Consider the following 17,479-nt stretch of genomic DNA (forward strand, 5'->3'; position numbering starts at 1 on the left):
AACCCAGTTGCCTTTCATAAAGAAAAGGAAGAGGAAAACAAGTCATAAAACATAATCTAAATCCTCTTCACAGCTGTGTAAACTATCACTCATCCACAATATCAGACGCATGAATAACATCAGCAAGCACGCCATCATTTTTATGTGTAATGTTCATTATCTTCCAAACCGGTGAAATCATTGTTTCTACTGTTTTTAGTTGGTCATTGGAAAAAGGGATGTTAGAAAATCTACTATTGTCCATTTCATAATCTTCTCCAGCTTGAAGGCCGAATTTCATGTTTAATAGATTTTTTACTCCATTAACCGTAATAAATTTCACCTTATAATCAGAAAAAATTGCTTGTTTAATAGTGGCTAGATTTTCTGTCATTATTAAATCTGTATGGTCAAAGGAATTATCAAATTCATTTAAGGCTTGGATATCTTGCTGCTCTATATATGTAAGAATTGTCTCATTGTCCATTCCTTTTGAACGTAAAGATTCGAGTAAGTATGCTTCCCATAATGTGATTGATACAGTCATAACTTGCCTCCATATTTATTATTTTCTTTTAACTAAGAATACAAGATAAATTCCAACTTGTATATCCATGTGTTCTTAGAATGTTTAGGAAAATCTAAACATAAAATTGAGTTAACAGTGTCTACTGGGGGAAGGTAAATAATGATAAAGAAATATGGCGTTTATGTCATTTTACTATGTGGATGGATTTTGTTTCTCACACTTTGGGTTAACGAGAAAAACGAAAATGAGCATTATAGAGGGTATTTGTCAAAAGTAATCGCTGAAAAAATGGGATTAATCACTACTGTACCATCTTATAGCATAGGAATTTTAGAAGAAATACAAGATAGTAAATCTATCACAAAGGAACAAGCAAATGAATTAAGTTTGAGCCTAATAAAACTTGATCGAGAGATACAGGACATATCCAATTTTGCAGTCGAAATAGGGATGTTGGAGACAGAAGTACATCATATCCGGCAAGTAATTCGTAAATACAATAACTTACTCTTAAATTTAACCTCAACTCTAGATAATAATCTGGAATTCTCTTTATCTAATGAACAATTATCGGAGTTTGCAGAGTTTAAAAGACTCATGGAATTATTCTATCAAACCAATATGAATCATCTATATTTTACTAGTGCCATTGGCGAGGATTCACCTACACTAGGATTTATTAATTATTACTCTAATATTAGTATTGATAATGATTACTGGGTTTTCATACTGAAGAAATATGAAGAAATATCTTCTAAAAATAATTATTAAACTAAAAATGTTGCCCAGAATCAAATTTGGGCAACATTTTAAAGTTGTTTTTTCTCCATCAAGCTATTTAATAGCTTGATTCTTTTTAGTTCTGTCCTCCTTCACCCGTAGCAATTTGTTCTACCTGTCTATTTAATCGTACAATCTGCTTAAGACCAGCATTAATTAATGTGAAGATAAAGATCCAGCCAATAATGATTAGAACAATAGGTAGAAAGTAAAACTTATTTAAGAGATGGAGAGGCATATCCCAAACGGCATGAATAATAACAGGAACTGCAAATAGCTTCAAGAAATTAGTATTAAAACAATGATTGGAACTAAGATTTTCATTTCCTTTCACATATACTAATGCCGCACCAGAAATAGCTGCCCAGATCGTATGTGTACCAATTCCTGTCCATGCTCTAAGGAAAATAACATCCAACATAGTTGCATCACCATGAGTCAGTCCAAAGCGAAAAGCATATCCTGCTGACTCAAACGCAGCAAACCCAGCTCCCACAGCTGCTCCAATGAGCAATCCATTGAGAATATATTTTGGATTTAATTTATATACAAAATAAATAACAATAACTAATTTACCAACTTCCTCCACTACCCCAACAATGACTGCACCGACGTAATCTAATTGATTAACTGGGAGAAAAGAAAATAAAAAAAGTGTAACTACTAAAGAGGAAGCACCACCAATAAACAACATTTTGAGAGTTTCATAAAAACTAATATTTCTTGGGGCATTTGTTTCCCAAAAAAAGATTAATAGTGAAACAGGAACAGCAAAAGAGCCGATAATGATTAAACCAGGAAGTGCATTTATATTTTGGAAAGAAAAAGTTGAGATATAAAGGAGGGCATAGGTAATGACAAAGAAAAGTAAAACACGAGAAAAAAGCCAAGGCTTTGGCCAGGAAGATGAGATTTCATGTTCTTCAGGGGTAGTTTGTTTTGTCCCAGTTATGAATATGAGTTCTCCTTCTTCTTTCGTATGTTTTTTAAATACCGCGGAAAATACATCACGTAAATTTAGGTCAATATTGCCTTTCTCTCCAACCATAGAATTTATTTTCCCGGTTGCATTTAAGAATGTACCTTTTATTTGTTCTTGAAAGCTTTTCGATTGATGATCATTGCCATTGCTAGGATGAGTATTCTCTTCAGGAGTATTATTTTCCAATTTAGATTCGTTTATATAGACGATTTTTGCACCGCAATTTGTACAAAATTTACTTCCGTTTACTAACTTTATTCCACATGTTGAACAAAACATAAGTCCCCCTCCTTATGTCGGGTTAATATTAAGTACATTATATTAACTAAAGGAGTAGTTTATGTGCATGTAAGCTTGGGCTTTTATTTGGACTCGTAAGCATAAAATCCCATGATTTAAACCCAAATGATATAATAGAGTCATAGAATCAATGTTTTTCATTTCGTACAGGGGGTAAGTGAAAATGAATGTGACCTTATTAAACATCGATGGGGTATATCGCAATCAAACTTTCTATCAAAATAGCTCCCATCAATGGATAAACTTTGATTTTCTCCGTAATATAAATTTGTTTTGTGAAAAGGAACTAGTAGGTAAAATAAGGAAGATGGTTGTGCAACAGCCAAATGATATTTACTTTCTTGGAAATGGGAATTACCATTATTTTTCCTATATACTACAGTCACAAATTGACAAACCATATTCATTAGTTCTGTTTGACCATCATACGGATACATTGCCAAGTCCAAGTGATGAACTCCTAAGCTGTGGTTCTTGGGTCTTAGAATCTCTTAAAAATCTCCCAATGCTTAAAAAAGCTTATATCATTGGTGTAAGTGAAGAAGCTGTCCAACACATTCCTAATTCGATACAAGATAAAATAGTACTATACACTGAACGAATGTTTCAAACTAATCTAAGGTCTGTTTTGAAGTCTATCTTAAAAACGATGCCAACAAATATGGTATACATAAGTGTGGACAAGGATGTTCTCTATAAAAAAGATGCGGTAACTAACTGGGATCATGGTACACTTCGGATAAAACAGTTATTAAAGATGATAAAGACCTTATTCCAACATAAAATAATCATTGGGTCTGATGTATGTGGCGAAGTAATGATTAATCCATCTAATGAATATTCACAAGAGATTATGGAAGCGATTGCGATTAATAATCGTGCGAATGGCCTTATTCTGGAAGCAATGAAGTGGTGGAGTAAGAAGGGAAAGATTTCACCAGCTGTATTACATGCTTAATATTGGGATAAAAAAATGAGGCTGTTCTAGACACAGCCTCATTTCTCATTTCTAATCAATTATTATCCATATTATTTAATTGTTTTTCTACCATATCTCCTATGACAGGGAGTTTAAACCATTTCCCTTGATAGGCTTGAATCATTAGGAAAATCCAAAGTACAAACGCAAATGGTGCAATTAATAAACTAATTCCCCAGCCAATAATCGGTATAAATGAAAGAATAATATTAAGGACAAATAATCCGACAGATACAAAGATAGATTGTAATGCATGGAATCGAACAAAACGGCTGTCTTTTTCAATTAATAAGAAAATGATTCCAGTAATAAAACCAACTAAATAGGTTAGTAAGCCTGCTAAGTTCTCATCTAGACCAGATGAAGTCTTAATAGGTTGTTGATCTTTCTTTTCCTCATTATTATCTCTGTTTTCGTTTTGAGACTCACTCATGATATTTCCCTCCTTTACATAAATGGGGTGTAACTTCCCAAATTCATTAAGTATTTATTCCCACTGATTTAATTTATGACGGTAGGCCAGTAATAATGAACTATATTTATATTAATGTTATTAGAAATTCTATTCTGAACATTGTTAGTATGTGATAAGATAAAAAAAGGTAAACAAATCAGCAAATATGTATTTTTAAAGGAGAATAAAAATTGAACCATTGTGTGTTTTGTCATCCAGAGTTAGTACCTAGTCAAAATGTTATCTTTAGTAATGATTATTGCTTATTCCTCCAACTAGATGATGCAAAAGAAAAAGGTGTACCGTTGGAAGGGGCAGGTTTAATTGTACCTAGAGAACATCGAGAAACAGTTTTCGACCTAACTAAGGAAGAATGGGATGCAACATACATGCTGTTACAAGAAGTGAAAACATATATTGATAATACATACCAACCGGATGGATATAATCTTGGATGGAATTGCGGAGATGTCGGTGGACAGCATATATTTCACGCCCATTTTCATGTATTACCGAGGTATAAAGATGAAAAAATGGCAGGGAAAGGGATTCGGTATTTGTTTAAGGGAAAAGAGAATTTGAGAGGAAATAATCAACAAAAGGAGTTGTATTAACTTACAATTTCTAGATTGAAACAATAGTAGTAAATAAAACGTCCAAACTAATAAAGGAGAATATTTATGAAAAAACTATCATTTTTATTTATCATTTTCTGTTCATTTATTTTAGTTGGATGTCAATTGGTGAATCAACCGAGTGGTAAGTTAGGGCAGCCGCCAACAGTTCATATGGAAATTAGCGGACAAGAATATCCTACCATTCTTGGTGCGTACTGCTGGCATAATAAAAATCGTGCTGAATGTACGGATACGGCAGGCCCGATAGAATTGGCGCAGGATAAAGAGCCGATCCAAGTTGGACCAGGAGAACAAATTACATTTATTATAAATTATATGGAACCAGATTCAGAACTTTTGGAGCAATTTAATACTCCTAGTTATGAGGATGTTACAGCTATAAAAATATCGGATGATTCATTTGAAGCACCATTAGAAGAAGGAATCTATTATTATTCTTATAGTCTTACATGGACTGATAAAGGTTCTGCTAATAATTCCTATGGAGACGCTGTTTATGCCTTTGCATTGGAAGTTAAATAGAATGGGGGGACTGTCCCCTTTAAAAAATGAAACTTATTACGACGAATTATCGTATTAATTAGAAAAGGGATTCTAAGGAGCTGGTGGAATGGCTGGACTAATCGTAACAATAATTATCCTAATCCCAGTATATATTATATTGATTTGGTCATATGTGGAACCAGAGGAAAGTATGTTATTTGGTGAGAGATGGATGTATCAGGAAGATCCGGAGTTCTCTACAAGGTCTATTCAATTTAGGAAGTTTACTTCGCTGATGCTCATGATAGGTATTCCTCTTTTTATTATCGGGATTTTAATAGAGAAAATGATCTATTGGCTCGTTCCTGCCATATTTATTGTAGTTTTTGTGATTGGTGTACTGAAAATTCTAGCAGAGGATGATTAACATTTGCATTTACGAAGTGAACTAGAAATGATGAGTCTATTTAAGAAAATAGTCATGGATGATCCACGAATTAGATTATCTGTATTAGAAGGTTCGAGGACAAATCGAAATATACCTAAAGATAATTTTCAAGATTATGATATATCATTTTTTGTAACGGATATGGATTCCCTTAAGGAAAATGAAACATGGTTAGAGTCCTTTGGAACAGTTATCTTTATGCAAAAACCTGAAGACATGGAATTATATGAACCAGAATTAGGAACTTGGTACAGTTATCTTATGTATTTGAGTGACGGTAATAAAGTTGACTTAACGTTAATTCCACTCGATGAAATAGATTCCTACTTTAAACAATCAGATGGTTTAGTGGAAGTGTTAATTGATAAGGACAATCGAGTTAAAGGAAAGACTGAAGCAACCGATGAAAAATACTGGGTCAAAATGCCAACCGAGCAGGAGTTTATCGATTGTTGTAATGAGTTTTGGCATGTAACTGCCTATGTAGCTAAAGGATTGTACAGAAAAGAAATTCTTTTTGCATTAGACCATTTCAATGAGATTGTACGTCCAGAACTATTGCGCATGATTTCATGGGAGGTTGGCTGTAGAGAAGGATTTACATTTAGTTTAGGGAAGAACTATAAGTTTTTGGATAAGTATTTGGAAGAAGAGGATTTTAATAGAATTCTAGATACTTTTTCTCTGCAAGGATATGAAGAAACGTGGCGTTCACTGAAACTATGTTGCCAATTATTTATTTCGTATTCTAAAAAGGTAGCCCAAAAACTAGAATATTCGTATCCTAATTATGATGAAGTTATGACAGATTATATTACTCAAGTATATAGTAATTTATCAAAACAAGGAGATTAATCGTATGGTTCGAAAGGCAGTTGGTGCAATTGTTTTTCAAGGGGATTGTTTTTTATTAGTGCATAAAGTGAAAATTAATGCAGGATCTACGAAGGAAGACATTATTGGTGAGTGGGATGTTGTAAAAGGTGGAGTAGAGGATTCGGATAAAGACTTGCAAAGTGCTGTATTACGAGAGTTGATAGAGGAGACTAGTTCAAGTGAGTTTCAAATAATAAAGCAATTACCAGAGAAGATTTGTTTTGATTTTCCAGAAGAGACTAGCAGGAAGATTGGTTTTAAACGTCAGGAAACAACAATGTTTCTAGTAGAATTTTTTGGAGATAGGGAATCACTAAATCCAAATGATAATGAAATAGATAAAATTAGAATGCTAAATAAAGAGGAAGTAATGGAAAAGCTCTCCCATGCAGATACAGTGGAGTATTTTAATAAGTACATATTTCATAGAGGGGGACAGTCCCCACTTTAACACGTTAGTGTGGTGGGGGACTGTCCCCTGAAAATGTTATTTCTTTGTATAGTATTTTTCTCCAAGTATTTCTTTTTCTTCATAATGCTCATGAGAAAGTTCTTTTTCTATGAAATTCGGAAGGTCAGATGGATCAACATCGTACATAACTTCGATTTCTTTTGCGAATAGAAGATTTTCTTTTTCTAACAAGTTTGATAGGGATGGCTGCTCTTTTACTTTTGGTTCATCCCCTAAGATTTGTGTTAACCCAGCAATATAATTCTCTAATGGACGACTACCAACAATTCGGACACCCTTTTGTTCTTCATTTACCATAATAATTGTTGGGAATCCTCTTGCACCGAGGTTTCTTGTTAGGGCAAAGTCTTCCTGTAATAAATCATGACCTGACTGCTCATTCGCTTCCTTTACGATTGCTTCTCCGTCAAGACCAAGTCCATTGACAATTTCTACTAGGACAGAATCTTCCCCGATATTTTGGTTAAAGGCGAATAACTCTTCACGGGCACGACGTAGGTATTCAAATGCTTTTTCTTCCCCATGATATTTTTGAACGATTTTAAATACACGTGATGGAGGGAATGATGACTGAACTGGATTGTCAATCATCAATGATCCATCAATTGGCATACGGTAATGTTCACCAACTTCTCTCCAGTGACCAGCAACATCCGCTGGTTTAAAGATTCCATTAGCAGGATCAATTGGGCCATCATGCCATTTTTCTAATAAGCCTCCCATTACCGTATGGACATTGAAATAATGTCCGTATTGTTCAATAAAACGGCGCAGGGATGGTTCGATTGCCCAGCAATGAGAACAAATTGGATCCGTTACATAATATAAATCAATTGTTTTTGTTGGGTTGTTAAAATCAACAATTTCCATTTCTTCGTCTCCTGCTTCTCCGCAAATGCCAGTTTCTAAGTCACAAACCATATTTTTGTTTGTCATACCAATACTTCCTCCTTTACACGTAGTGTCTTTAATGCAGTTGACCAATCAATTACTTCATCTAAAAGTTTTCCGACAGTGTCCTCATGGAACGGTGCTGGATTAAATTTGCTCATTTCTTCAAAATCTGTGAATAAGCTCATTCCAACATGTGTTCCAACGGTTGCAACTTTTGGTACAGAAAGGATTAACCGTAATTCGTTTGCAGCAGATACACCAAGTGTAGAACCATAACTGACGATTCCTGCTGCTTTATTATTCCATTCTTGATATAGATAATCGATAGCATCCTTTAATCCTGATGTAATCCCTTTATTGTACTCTGCTAATACAAAAACAAATCCATCTAGTGAGTCTATTTTTTCTGACCATGGTTTTGCTTCAGGTGTTTGGTAATCTTTTGTAAAAACTGCTGGAACTGATTCATTGTATCTTGGTAAGTTGTAATCTTTAATGTCCACTAACTCAAATTGAGCATCTGTACGTTTGTCTGCAATTCCTTTCACCCATTCTGCAACTTGCTTGTTTACTCTCGAATCTCTTGTACTCCCTGTAATGATACCGATCTTTAACATTGAAATTCCTCCTAATAGTTTTTTATTTGATAGTGCTACTTGGAAGTCTTTAAATTTGAAATATTAAGCCTTCCGTTTGCTTCTAAATTTAGTTTATAAGATAATAAAATCAATGAACACCAATAGAACGGCAGAAATGTTGGATATCCAACACATGATAAAAATTGTTGAAAAAGTAGGGGGCTTTATACATTGACGGAAACAAAAACAGATCCTCGGATTTTAAGGACAAGAAAATTAATTATGGATTCATTTATTGATTTATCTAGTAAAAAGGAATTTAAAGATATTACAATTAAAGATATTACGACAGAGGCAATGATTAACCGAGCGACTTTTTATTATCATTTTGAGGATATTTATGATCTATTAGATAAAGCATTAACAGAGGTGTTATTCGTTAATTTAAATTTTGAAGATTATAAGGATAGTGACTTTGATGAGGATACTTTCGTTCGGATTTTTACAGCGATTACCGATTTCCAAACTTCCTTATCTAACCGATGTCATCGTGGCTACGAGGATACAATTGCTCGGATAATTCGTGATCAGTTAGAAGTTATTCTCTATAGTATATTAAAGAGAAAACATCCTAGCGATGCAGACGAAGGGTTGAAATTATCTGCAACCATGTTAAGTTGGGGCTTATACGGAGCATCGGTGGAGTGGAGGAGAAGTAGCAATACGGTATCTCCCGAAGAGTTTATCAAAACGGTAACTCCGTATTTGGATTAGAGTAAATGAAAAGAGTGCTCTGATTTTCTGAGGCGAATCAAAGCACTCTTTTTCATATTATAAATTTTCTGTATCAATTCTAGGATAACTTGGATGATAGAGTGCAGATACACGAGCATTTTCATTGTGACGATCATCATTAGAGGTATCTTGTGCTTTTTTCTTTTTCCTACTAGTTAATCTATCTTTTTTAGTCATATTGCACCTCCTAATTATAGTATGGTGCAATAACTTCTTTTTTATAGGATGGTCATAATATTATTCTGAGCCCATTAATTCCTTCAGTCGATTGTATGCTTCTGCATTTTCCGATAGTGCTTCGTCTGATTCAATGGCTGGGATAATATAATCCAGCAACGCGCCAAGTGAATAGTATTCAGAAGTTTGCACGATAATTAATCTTTCTTCAGGAACAACATAAATATATTGATTCCGTGCCCCCATTGCAGAATAGGTATCTATTCCACCATAATCGGATTCTGTTGCCGTCCAAAATAGATAACCGTAACCTTGAGAATCTTCACCCGTATGTCTCGTTGTAGATGTTTTTACCCATTCCTCCGGGATAATTTGTTCACCATCCCACTTTCCATTGTGTAGATACAAGTATCCAAATCGTGCCATGTCCCTCGGTACCATATGAGCATTTGTACCGCCATTAGTGATTCCTTCATTTGTACTTTGAAACTCTAAGCTTGTTATCCCAATTTTTTTAAAGATTTTTTCGTGCCCATATTCAGATAGTGTCTTTCCAGTTGCATTTTCGATGATTGCTGCTAACACAACAGCTGCACCAGTATCGTAGTTGAAATTTCCAACTTGTTCTTTAATGATTGGCTGGTCTAAGTAATATTGGAGTTGGTTTTCGCTGTTCTCCCATTCGTAGAAAACCTGTGGTCCTTGTTCCCATTCTGGCCAATCAATTCCGTTTGTCATTGTCAATAGCTGTTCAATCGTCATGTTTTCTTTTTCCTTACTCATATTTTCAAATGTCATGTCAGGGAAATAATCTAACACCAGGTCATCAAGTTTAACGATCCCTTCCTCAATGGCCACTCCAGTTATGGCACCCGTGAGACTTTTCGTAACGGAAAAAGTGTTATGTGGATATGTTTCGTTGTATGGCCAGCCATATTTCTCTGCAATTATATGGCCATTTCGTATGATTAGTAACCCATGTAAGTCATTAGGGTTATTATTTTCTACATACTCAAACATCTCAACTAACTTTTCACTACTTACTCCTTGTTCCTCTGGGCTAGATACTGGTCATTCCTCGGTTGGCCAGCTAATCACTTTATCCTCATCTTTTGTTTGTTGTTCACCTGTTATATTATCTTTGGATACTTCGCTCTCAGATGTATCAGTACATGCTGTTAAGAACATGGATAATACCAATACGAGGACCAAATAGAGATTTTTCACTTATAAACGCCCCTTTATTAATGTTACAATTGTGTTACAATGAGTTTAAGCAATATTCAAAATACTTACAACCGTTTATAGTGAAATCAGGAATAAAGAACTATATAGCTAGTCTCTGATGTTAGGGAAAGTACTACCTCTCAAAAAGTATATTAAATGCGCAAAATCTAGTTCTTTTATCCTTTTTCCTTCTTTTCTCATGACAATGTTCCACTCATTTGTTATGGTATAGTTGTGCAATTGAATAAGAAATATCACTACTAGGGGTGCCCAAAAACGTGGGCTGAGAGGAAAGCACGTTAGCTTTCTGACTCTTATGGACCTGATCTGGTTAATACCAGCGGAGGGAAGTAGTCAGACGAAACATGTCTAATCTATTTCAGCTTAACAAGCCAGGTCCTGTAATTTAGGATCTGGCTTTTTTGGTCCCTAAAAATTGGAGGGGAAGGAATGAATCGAACACGTTTATTAACAACAATGGCCATTTTTATCGCAATTGGAACATTAGGTGCACAGCTATTGTGGTTTCCAGCAGGGATTGCAAAAGCCTATCCAGTTCAACATGCGGTTAATGTCATGGCAGCTGTGACCCTTGGACCGGGACCAGCAGTTACTGTAGCTTTTATGATTGGTTTGCTTCGTAACATGCTTGGTTTAGGAACATTGTTAGCATTTCCAGGAGGAATGATTGGTGCATTACTCGCAGGTTTACTTTACCAAAAGTTTAAGAAGAATGGGGTTGCTGTCCTTGGAGAAGCAATTGGTACCGGAGTAGTTGGATCTTTCGTGGCAGTGCCTTTTGCTCTTCTGCTTATGGGGAGTTCAGTTGGAGCGCTAGCTTTTCTACCGTCGTTTCTTGTGAGTAGTATTTCTGGTGGAATGATTGGATGGTTTGTTTTATCACGTATCGGAGAAGGAAAAATTATGCAAACTTCTAAAGGGGGACTTTAAAGTGGATACATACAATAGCTTCGATTCAAATAAGGTATTTACTCAAAAAAATATTTGCTGTGCATTAACGATTGCGGGAACCGATCCAAGTGGTGGGGCGGGAATACATGCTGATCTAAAAACGTTCCAAGAACTAAAGGTGTATGGAATGTCCGTCATTACTTCGGTTGTTGCACAAAATACAACTGGTGTGCAGGATGTTCACCACTTGCCAATTGATTTCGTGTCACAGCAATTTGATTCAGTACTTACTGATATACCTGTCCATGCATTCAAAACAGGTATGATTGCCACTGTGGAAATGATGAAAGTGATTAAAGAAAAAGTGGAAAATCTTCATATCCCATATGTACTGGATCCTGTAATGGTTGCAACTAGTGGAGATGCATTAATTGATAAGGAAGCCCGCAACTATTTACGTGAGCATCTCCTACCTTTAACTACCCTTGTAACGCCGAATATTCCAGAGGCTGAATTCATCACGGGAAAGTCTATTGAAACGATAGAGGATATGGAAGATGTAGCAAAAGTAATTGTGCATCAATATGGAGCTGGAGCAGCTCTTGTAAAGGGAGGGCATTTAACTGGAGATGCTATTGATATTCTTTACGATGGAGAGGACATGTACACCTACACTGCTGAGCGTATTCATACGAAAAATACGCATGGAACAGGATGCACCTATTCAGCTGCAATTACTTCCTATTTAGGTCAGGGAGTTCCTCTTCCTGAAGCAGTTGATAAATCCAAGCAGTTTATTACGAATGCCATCAAACATGCCTTTCCATTAGGCAGCGGGAATGGTCCGACTAATCATTTTGCAGCTAGGATGGAGGCCGTCAAATAATGGATGCTTCTATTATCAAAAAGGTAAGAAGGGCACAACCTCTCATTCATCATTTAACGAATCAAGTTGTCATGAACTTTACTGCAAATGGACTTCTAGCCTTTGGGGGCTCACCTATCATGGCAAAAGCGAAAGAAGAAGCAGAAGACATAGGAAAAATCGTTGATGGTGTATTAATAAATATAGGGACTGTTATGCCACAAGATGTTCAATCTATGATTCTAGCAGGAAAAACTGCTAATGAACGCGATATCCCGGTTGTTTTTGATCCCGTAGGTGTTAAAGCATCTTCATTTCGAAATGAAGTTGCAAAGGAAATATTACAAGTGGTTCGACCAACGATAATAAAAGGAAATGCTAGTGAACTGGCCTATTTAGCTAACATACCTTGGGAGTCGAAAGGGGTAGATTCAGTTGGCACTGGGGATGTTGAAGAGGTAGCGATAAAGATTGCACAAATCTATGAAACTACTGTTGTTTTGACAGGAGAAACAGATGTTATTTGCACTGGAGAGGAATTAATCCATAATATGCTAGGTCATGAACTATTAACTAGAATGACCGGTGCAGGCTGTCTGTTAGGTTCTATTATAACAGCCTGCTTAACAACAAATGATCCAACAGAACTTCAGGCAAAAACCGCAGTATCCTTTTATGGCTTAGCAGCACAATATGCAGCGACTAGACAAAATGTAACTGGACCTGGAACATTTATTCCACAATTTATAGATGCTTTATCGATGGAAGTTGAAGCATTAAGGGGAGGTAATTATGCATAAAGCGATGCTAGCAAAAAAACTACGAAAATATTTTGTTATGGGTTCACAAAACTGTTCCCTAGACCCTGTGGAAACTCTGAAACTAGCGGTAGAGGCAGGGATTACCGCTTTCCAGTTTCGGGAAAAAGGAGTAGGATCCTTAACCGGAGAAAAGAAGTTGGAGCTAGGTAAAAAGCTTAGAGAGATATGCTTGGAGCATAATGTATTGTTTATTATTAATGATGATGTGGATTTAGTAAAACCGTTAGAAGCGGATGGTATTCATGTTGGGCAAGAGGATGTATCTGTTAATGATTTGCGAAAATTAATGCCAGAGAAAATTATCGGTCTTTCTGTTTCTAATCGGTTTGAATTAGAGCAAAGCCCTATCCATTTAGTAGATTATGTAGGAGCAGGTCCAATCTTTTCAACAACTACTAAATCTGATGCCAAAGCACCTGTAGGTATAGAGTGGATAAAAGCAATACGTAACGAGTATCCCTCAATTCCGCTAGTTGGTATAGGGGGGATTAATACAACAAATGCTGGACAAGTGATGTCAGCAGGGGCAGATGGGGTAGCTGTTATATCCGCCATAACGAAGGCAGAAAATATTGAGAAAGCAGTGAAGAATTTATAGTAATGGGGGGACAGTCCCTCTGTGAATAAAATCACAGAGGGACTGTTCCCCTACCATTATTTTGTGATTGCTTCTTGAAGGAGTTTCATAGCTGTTTCCATATCGATATCTTTTTCCAAATGTTCTGGTGTCCATGGAATATAGATATGTGGTTTTATCCCTTGCTCATGATCTGGTTTCCGATGGTCAAGACTATCTAGTCGAGATGTCGGATACATCAGTTCAAACAAATCATTCCATCGCTTTTCTACAAGATTAGAATAATCATTAATTCCCATAGTTGGCCTACCAACCACTGTTACTTTTGGAGATTGTTTGCAACTATATACGAAAATATCTCCAGTACTGCCACAGAAATTATCAGCTAATAGAATGATATTTTTAGGGTGTTCTAAGCCTTCAACTATAAAGTCGTTATCACTACTTTCTTCATCAAAACTAACAAAACCTTTACCTCTATGTTCTTTCCATGTACTGTCTAACCACTGGCTAAGACCTTTACGGTATTCTTCACTTTCAATCGTTTCTAATTGCTGTTCTGCTGACTGAATCATTAAATCTGCATTTCTCGCAGTACAATTAAACTTCATTTGATAGGTACTAGAATCAATCTTAGTCTCACCTACAGGGAATATGTACTTCTCGAGATCCTTATAAGATAATGTACTTCCTCCATAATTGATACGTACGTCAATAATGAGATTCGGTGTTTTCTCTAACACATCTTTGTTCTCTTTTACTAGTTTCTCAATTGAATCTGGCTCAAAAAAATCTGTCAGGGTCATGAGCATCGTATTGTTATCAATTTTTGTCATAGAGTGATTCGATATGTAACTTGCTTTCTCATATTTCTTTAATTCTAGTTGTGTTATATTCCCATGGCTATCGATGACTTCAGCAATATTGTATTTTGCAATAATCTTGCGCCAATCCTCTCGTTCGGCTTTAGTTTCCATTAGTTCGCGTTGATGTTTTTGCACGAGCTCAAGCACTGGAATGTTGTCTAATGATAGGATAGCATCTCCTAGATTTATACGGTTTTCTGTGGTAATTGTTGTGACATATAATTTTTCTTGGAATCTTCTTACGCGAAAGCCATTATCATATTCTTTTTCTGAATCTGATTTTATCAGTTTAAAAATCAAGTGTGGATCTTGAAAGTCGATTAAATAATCTTGGACGATATCTAGAAATCGAGAAGCATTCAGTTCATCTTTTGCTTCTAAATGACTTATAATGCGTTCGAATTCTAACGGATTATCCCAACCCTTTTTATCAATATACCCTGCATAGTCATGGTGCAGAATGTCTACAATCTCACGAAAAATATTAGTATACATCGTAACGCCCCTTTATTTTAAAGTGATACCTATATTTTAAAGTATTAAGAATATATAAACAATAAACTGAGGTTGGATTGTAACTCAGTCTTCAGATGGAGATAATGAGTTGGGGGACAGTCCCTCTGTGAAGTACTAAACAGAGGGACTGTCCCCCTCACTCCACACCGGGGAGATTAGTCATTGGTGTTTCTGACCAACTTTTAATTAAGGAGAGGACATTCATAATGGGGATGCTGAATCCGATCGTGCCTATGTCAGAGGCAGCGGAGTTAATACCAATTACTTCACCTGTTTCACTATGGAGGAGGGGACCACCACTATTTCCAGGGGCAATTGGTGCAGAAATTTGATACAAGCCCTCATAAAAGTATTGTTCAATTTCTAAATCACGATTAAGCCCACTAATGATTCCCGTTGTCACCGTATTTTCTAGACCAAGAGGACTTCCTAATGCAAGTACTTCATCCCCAAGTTCTGCTTTTTCAGTTCGAATTTGTAAAGGTTCCATCCCGCGCATGCCATCAACCCTGATAAGAGCAATATCAATATCGGTGCTAATCCCTATTACAGTACCAGTAAAAAATAGTTCATCTGACGTAATAATAGTTACCTCTTTAACACCACTAACGACATGGGCGTTAGTGATAACATCGCCCATGTCGTTATACAAAAATCCGGAGCCAATTGAACCGTCCATCGTTTCAATTTTCACGACTTTCTTTTGTGCTTGTTGAATAATATCTTTTAATGCTAATGATTCATCCTCGTTTTCTATGATTGTATCGTTCGTCTCTATATTAGCATCTGCTAGAATAGTTGATGGTTGATCTAACTTATCGGAAAGATGTCCTTTTATTAAAAACATGCCCGCCACACCAGCAGCACAAATGAATAAAGTCAATATTATACTGATTATCCATCGTTTATTCATTTCCGTCTTATCATCCTTTCCTATTGATCGAAGTACCAAGTGATATTAATAATTTCCACTAATACTTCTTCATTGATGCCTTCAACTAACCCATAAAAATAACCTTCATCACCAGGTTCTAATAATTCTGGCTCTACATAAACAAACCCTTCTGTTACGTATTCATCATTCGCATCAAAAAGTGCATAATAGATAATAATCGTATAAATAGGCACGGTTGCTACACTTTTTATAGTGCCTTCAAAGGTTACATCTCCATTGTCTTCTAGTGCTGCTGTAAATGAAGTCACTTCTACTGCGGCAGTACGATTATGCAAATCATCTTGTGCTGCTTGTTCTTCATAAGCGAGTTTCTCTTGTTCGACTTGATCTTTTAATTGCAGTAAAGTGTCATCGTTCTCTTTATAACTGAGTGCTTTATTAATAGCATTTAATGCTTCAGCAAACTGATTATTAGCTAGAAAATCAGTCACCTCTGTACTTGTAATTTCCACGATCTTAGTTAATATTTCTTCCTTAATACTATCTGCTTCAGGAGAGGATAATGAATCTAATGTTGATAGCTTACTAGCAAGTGAATCAACACTATTTAAATCGGCAATTTCTTGCTTTAGCTTACCTATTACAATATTTCCTTCTTCATTAGAAATAATTTCTTTAAATGAATTAAATAGTGGACTAGTTTCTTTATTTGCTTGTTCTTTTAAAGGACCAATTTGTTGTTCAGCCGAATTGAAATCTTGATTCGCTAACAATTGTCTTACAGCTTCTAATTCAGTTGAGAAAGCTTGAGCACGTGTAATTTCGTCTATGTTTAGTCTCAACACTTCATAATCTGGTCTAATTTCCATTGCCTCATTTAACTGATTAATTGCCGAATCATAATCACCATTTAGTGCGGCCGTTTCTGCACTCTCTTGTAACTCAAGCACCGTATCATTCTTTTTTTGCTCGGATAAAAAGGTGAATACTAACAATGTAGACACAACTAACAATGAAATGATTGGGATAAGGATAGGTAATTTCGATGATAAGAAAGAACTCTTTGTAGTTACGTTATTTTGTGGCATGTAAGTATGTTGTTGGTGTTGTTCTTCTGGTTTTTGGGGTGGATTTAAAGGCTGTTGAGGTGTTTTTTTCTCCTCTATTTCTTCATTTTTCTGAGGAGGTTCTGTTACGGAAGGCTGATCAGAATTAACTTCTGTACCACAACTCATACAAAAACTCGAGCCCTCTAATAATTTTTCTCCACATTGACGGCAAAACAATGATGTCATCCTCCTATTCGAATGCGTCTTCAAAAAATAAACGCAATAATATGCCATTATATGTAGAACTGGGCAAAAAGGTTCCTCTTTTTTTAAAAAATAATAAAAAAGTCTTAGGAAGTATGTCCTTAGACATGACAAGTTGATTTT

Annotated in this window: 23 protein-coding genes and 1 riboswitch; of the genes, 12 read left to right on the forward strand and 11 right to left on the reverse strand. The window is 35.8% G+C overall.

The genetic code is table 11. The features are described 5' to 3' along the window. Positions 1–85 precede the first annotated feature (85 nt). Positions 86–526, reverse strand: a complete 441-nt coding sequence (locus tag IEV35_RS07755) for a hypothetical protein (protein WP_188384087.1) — start codon at positions 524–526, stop codon at positions 86–88. Between the two features lie 141 nt (positions 527–667). Here IEV35_RS07755 and IEV35_RS07760 point away from each other — a divergent pair, with 141 nt between their 5' ends. Next, the gene (locus IEV35_RS07760; protein WP_188384088.1) at positions 668–1,279 is read left to right on the forward strand and encodes a hypothetical protein; all 612 of its coding nucleotides are present in this window, start codon (positions 668–670) and stop codon (positions 1,277–1,279) included. 85 nt (positions 1,280–1,364) lie between these two features. Here the strand turns inward: IEV35_RS07760 and IEV35_RS07765 are convergent, their stop codons facing one another. Continuing rightward, entirely contained in the window at positions 1,365–2,549 is a 1,185-nt protein-coding gene (locus tag IEV35_RS07765) for a PrsW family intramembrane metalloprotease (protein WP_188384089.1), read from the reverse strand. 184 nt (positions 2,550–2,733) lie between these two features. Between IEV35_RS07765 and IEV35_RS07770 the strand changes: the two genes are divergently transcribed. Further along, positions 2,734–3,528, forward strand: a complete 795-nt coding sequence (locus tag IEV35_RS07770) for an arginase family protein (protein ID WP_188384090.1) — start codon at positions 2,734–2,736, stop codon at positions 3,526–3,528. Positions 3,529–3,583: 55 nt separating this feature from the next. Here the strand turns inward: IEV35_RS07770 and IEV35_RS07775 are convergent, their stop codons facing one another. Next, entirely contained in the window at positions 3,584–3,982 is a 399-nt protein-coding gene (locus tag IEV35_RS07775; protein ID WP_188384091.1) for a DUF4870 domain-containing protein, read from the reverse strand. A 212-nt stretch (positions 3,983–4,194) separates the two neighbouring features. Here IEV35_RS07775 and IEV35_RS07780 point away from each other — a divergent pair, with 212 nt between their 5' ends. From IEV35_RS07780 to IEV35_RS07800, 5 genes are all read left to right on the forward strand, one after another. Then, on the forward strand, positions 4,195–4,617 hold the full coding sequence (locus IEV35_RS07780) for an HIT family protein (protein WP_188384092.1): 423 nt from the start codon (positions 4,195–4,197) through the stop codon (positions 4,615–4,617). A 66-nt stretch (positions 4,618–4,683) separates the two neighbouring features. Next, entirely contained in the window at positions 4,684–5,163 is a 480-nt protein-coding gene (locus tag IEV35_RS07785) for a hypothetical protein (protein WP_188384093.1), read from the forward strand. Between the two features lie 88 nt (positions 5,164–5,251). After that, positions 5,252–5,551, forward strand: a complete 300-nt coding sequence (locus IEV35_RS07790; protein WP_188384094.1) for a hypothetical protein — start codon at positions 5,252–5,254, stop codon at positions 5,549–5,551. A 3-nt stretch (positions 5,552–5,554) separates the two neighbouring features. After that, on the forward strand, positions 5,555–6,427 hold the full coding sequence (ant(6), locus tag IEV35_RS07795) for an aminoglycoside 6-adenylyltransferase (protein WP_268237914.1): 873 nt from the start codon (positions 5,555–5,557) through the stop codon (positions 6,425–6,427). A 4-nt stretch (positions 6,428–6,431) separates the two neighbouring features. Next, positions 6,432–6,899 (forward strand): NUDIX domain-containing protein, encoded by a 468-nt coding sequence (locus IEV35_RS07800; protein WP_188384095.1) that lies wholly within the window; start codon positions 6,432–6,434, stop codon positions 6,897–6,899. 36 nt (positions 6,900–6,935) lie between these two features. On the opposite strand, the gene IEV35_RS07805 is transcribed toward IEV35_RS07800, so the two are convergent. Then, complete coding sequence (locus tag IEV35_RS07805) at positions 6,936–7,856, reverse strand: DsbA family protein (protein WP_188384096.1); 921 nt, start codon at positions 7,854–7,856, stop codon at positions 6,936–6,938. Then, a complete protein-coding gene (locus IEV35_RS07810; protein ID WP_188384097.1) occupies positions 7,853–8,431 on the reverse strand; it encodes an NADPH-dependent FMN reductase in 579 nt (192 codons plus the stop codon). The genes IEV35_RS07805 and IEV35_RS07810 overlap by 4 nt, the downstream gene beginning before the upstream one ends. A gap of 192 nt (positions 8,432–8,623) precedes the next feature. Here IEV35_RS07810 and IEV35_RS07815 point away from each other — a divergent pair, with 192 nt between their 5' ends. Beyond that, on the forward strand, positions 8,624–9,166 hold the full coding sequence (locus IEV35_RS07815) for a TetR/AcrR family transcriptional regulator (RefSeq protein WP_188384098.1): 543 nt from the start codon (positions 8,624–8,626) through the stop codon (positions 9,164–9,166). Positions 9,167–9,223: 57 nt separating this feature from the next. On the opposite strand, the gene IEV35_RS07820 is transcribed toward IEV35_RS07815, so the two are convergent. Genes IEV35_RS07820 through IEV35_RS07830 form a run of 3 tightly spaced genes read right to left on the reverse strand, consistent with a single transcriptional unit; the run spans position 9,224 to position 10,591 of the window. Further along, entirely contained in the window at positions 9,224–9,364 is a 141-nt protein-coding gene (locus IEV35_RS07820) for a hypothetical protein (protein ID WP_188384099.1), read from the reverse strand. Between the two features lie 60 nt (positions 9,365–9,424). After that, positions 9,425–10,384, reverse strand: coding sequence for a serine hydrolase domain-containing protein (locus IEV35_RS07825; RefSeq protein ID WP_188384100.1), 960 nt, complete (start codon positions 10,382–10,384; stop codon positions 9,425–9,427). Positions 10,385–10,435: 51 nt separating this feature from the next. Beyond that, positions 10,436–10,591, reverse strand: a complete 156-nt coding sequence (locus IEV35_RS07830) for a hypothetical protein (RefSeq protein ID WP_188384101.1) — start codon at positions 10,589–10,591, stop codon at positions 10,436–10,438. A 252-nt stretch (positions 10,592–10,843) separates the two neighbouring features. After that, a riboswitch (TPP riboswitch) is annotated at positions 10,844–10,957 on the forward strand. An 84-nt stretch (positions 10,958–11,041) separates the two neighbouring features. Between IEV35_RS07830 and thiW the strand changes: the two genes are divergently transcribed. Genes thiW through thiE form a run of 4 tightly spaced genes read left to right on the forward strand, consistent with a single transcriptional unit; the run spans position 11,042 to position 13,787 of the window. Next, positions 11,042–11,542 (forward strand): energy coupling factor transporter S component ThiW, encoded by a 501-nt coding sequence (thiW, locus tag IEV35_RS07835; protein WP_188384102.1) that lies wholly within the window; start codon positions 11,042–11,044, stop codon positions 11,540–11,542. A 1-nt stretch (position 11,543) separates the two neighbouring features. Beyond that, the gene (gene thiD, locus IEV35_RS07840; protein ID WP_188384103.1) at positions 11,544–12,389 is read left to right on the forward strand and encodes a bifunctional hydroxymethylpyrimidine kinase/phosphomethylpyrimidine kinase; all 846 of its coding nucleotides are present in this window, start codon (positions 11,544–11,546) and stop codon (positions 12,387–12,389) included. Continuing rightward, a complete protein-coding gene (thiM, locus tag IEV35_RS07845) occupies positions 12,389–13,168 on the forward strand; it encodes a hydroxyethylthiazole kinase (protein WP_188384104.1) in 780 nt (259 codons plus the stop codon). The genes thiD and thiM overlap by 1 nt, the downstream gene beginning before the upstream one ends. Continuing rightward, on the forward strand, positions 13,161–13,787 hold the full coding sequence (gene thiE, locus IEV35_RS07850; protein WP_229740680.1) for a thiamine phosphate synthase: 627 nt from the start codon (positions 13,161–13,163) through the stop codon (positions 13,785–13,787). The genes thiM and thiE overlap by 8 nt, the downstream gene beginning before the upstream one ends. Positions 13,788–13,843: 56 nt before the next feature. On the opposite strand, the gene IEV35_RS07855 is transcribed toward thiE, so the two are convergent. From IEV35_RS07855 to IEV35_RS07865, 3 genes are all read right to left on the reverse strand, one after another. Further along, positions 13,844–15,127, reverse strand: a complete 1,284-nt coding sequence (locus tag IEV35_RS07855) for a S41 family peptidase (protein WP_188384105.1) — start codon at positions 15,125–15,127, stop codon at positions 13,844–13,846. 157 nt (positions 15,128–15,284) lie between these two features. Then, positions 15,285–16,061 carry a S1C family serine protease gene (locus IEV35_RS07860; RefSeq protein WP_188384106.1) on the reverse strand — a complete coding sequence of 259 codons (777 nt, stop codon included), beginning with the start codon at positions 16,059–16,061 and terminating at the stop codon, positions 15,285–15,287. Between the two features lie 20 nt (positions 16,062–16,081). Further along, positions 16,082–17,386, reverse strand: coding sequence for a zinc-ribbon domain-containing protein (locus tag IEV35_RS07865; RefSeq protein WP_308419773.1), 1,305 nt, complete (start codon positions 17,384–17,386; stop codon positions 16,082–16,084). Positions 17,387–17,479 lie beyond the last annotated feature (93 nt).

The organism is Ornithinibacillus halotolerans, from assembly GCF_014637405.1.
Lineage (GTDB): Bacteria > Bacillota > Bacilli > Bacillales > Amphibacillaceae > Ornithinibacillus > Ornithinibacillus halotolerans.

Bases quoted from the DNA above. Each gene is read 5' to 3' on its own strand.
- thiE (WP_229740680.1), top strand. From the start codon at position 13,161: ATGCATAAAGCGATGCTAGCAAAAAAACTACGAAAATATTTTGTTATG.
- IEV35_RS07770 (WP_188384090.1), top strand. From the start codon at position 2,734: ATGAATGTGACCTTATTAAACATCGATGGGGTATATCGCAATCAAACT.
- IEV35_RS07755 (WP_188384087.1), bottom strand. From the start codon at position 526: ATGACTGTATCAATCACATTATGGGAAGCATACTTACTCGAATCTTTA.
- thiM (WP_188384104.1), top strand. From the start codon at position 12,389: ATGGATGCTTCTATTATCAAAAAGGTAAGAAGGGCACAACCTCTCATT.
- IEV35_RS07865 (WP_308419773.1), bottom strand. From the start codon at position 17,386: ATGGCATATTATTGCGTTTATTTTTTGAAGACGCATTCGAATAGGAGG.
- IEV35_RS07825 (WP_188384100.1), bottom strand. From the start codon at position 10,384: ATGTTTGAGTATGTAGAAAATAATAACCCTAATGACTTACATGGGTTA.
- IEV35_RS07805 (WP_188384096.1), bottom strand. From the start codon at position 7,856: ATGACAAACAAAAATATGGTTTGTGACTTAGAAACTGGCATTTGCGGA.
- IEV35_RS07765 (WP_188384089.1), bottom strand. From the start codon at position 2,549: ATGTTTTGTTCAACATGTGGAATAAAGTTAGTAAACGGAAGTAAATTT.
- IEV35_RS07820 (WP_188384099.1), bottom strand. From the start codon at position 9,364: ATGACTAAAAAAGATAGATTAACTAGTAGGAAAAAGAAAAAAGCACAA.
- IEV35_RS07785 (WP_188384093.1), top strand. From the start codon at position 4,684: ATGAAAAAACTATCATTTTTATTTATCATTTTCTGTTCATTTATTTTA.
- IEV35_RS07775 (WP_188384091.1), bottom strand. From the start codon at position 3,982: ATGAGTGAGTCTCAAAACGAAAACAGAGATAATAATGAGGAAAAGAAA.
- IEV35_RS07855 (WP_188384105.1), bottom strand. From the start codon at position 15,127: ATGTATACTAATATTTTTCGTGAGATTGTAGACATTCTGCACCATGAC.
- IEV35_RS07860 (WP_188384106.1), bottom strand. From the start codon at position 16,061: ATGAATAAACGATGGATAATCAGTATAATATTGACTTTATTCATTTGT.
- IEV35_RS07760 (WP_188384088.1), top strand. From the start codon at position 668: ATGATAAAGAAATATGGCGTTTATGTCATTTTACTATGTGGATGGATT.
- thiW (WP_188384102.1), top strand. From the start codon at position 11,042: ATGAATCGAACACGTTTATTAACAACAATGGCCATTTTTATCGCAATT.
- IEV35_RS07810 (WP_188384097.1), bottom strand. From the start codon at position 8,431: ATGTTAAAGATCGGTATCATTACAGGGAGTACAAGAGATTCGAGAGTA.
- IEV35_RS07800 (WP_188384095.1), top strand. From the start codon at position 6,432: ATGGTTCGAAAGGCAGTTGGTGCAATTGTTTTTCAAGGGGATTGTTTT.
- IEV35_RS07790 (WP_188384094.1), top strand. From the start codon at position 5,252: ATGGCTGGACTAATCGTAACAATAATTATCCTAATCCCAGTATATATT.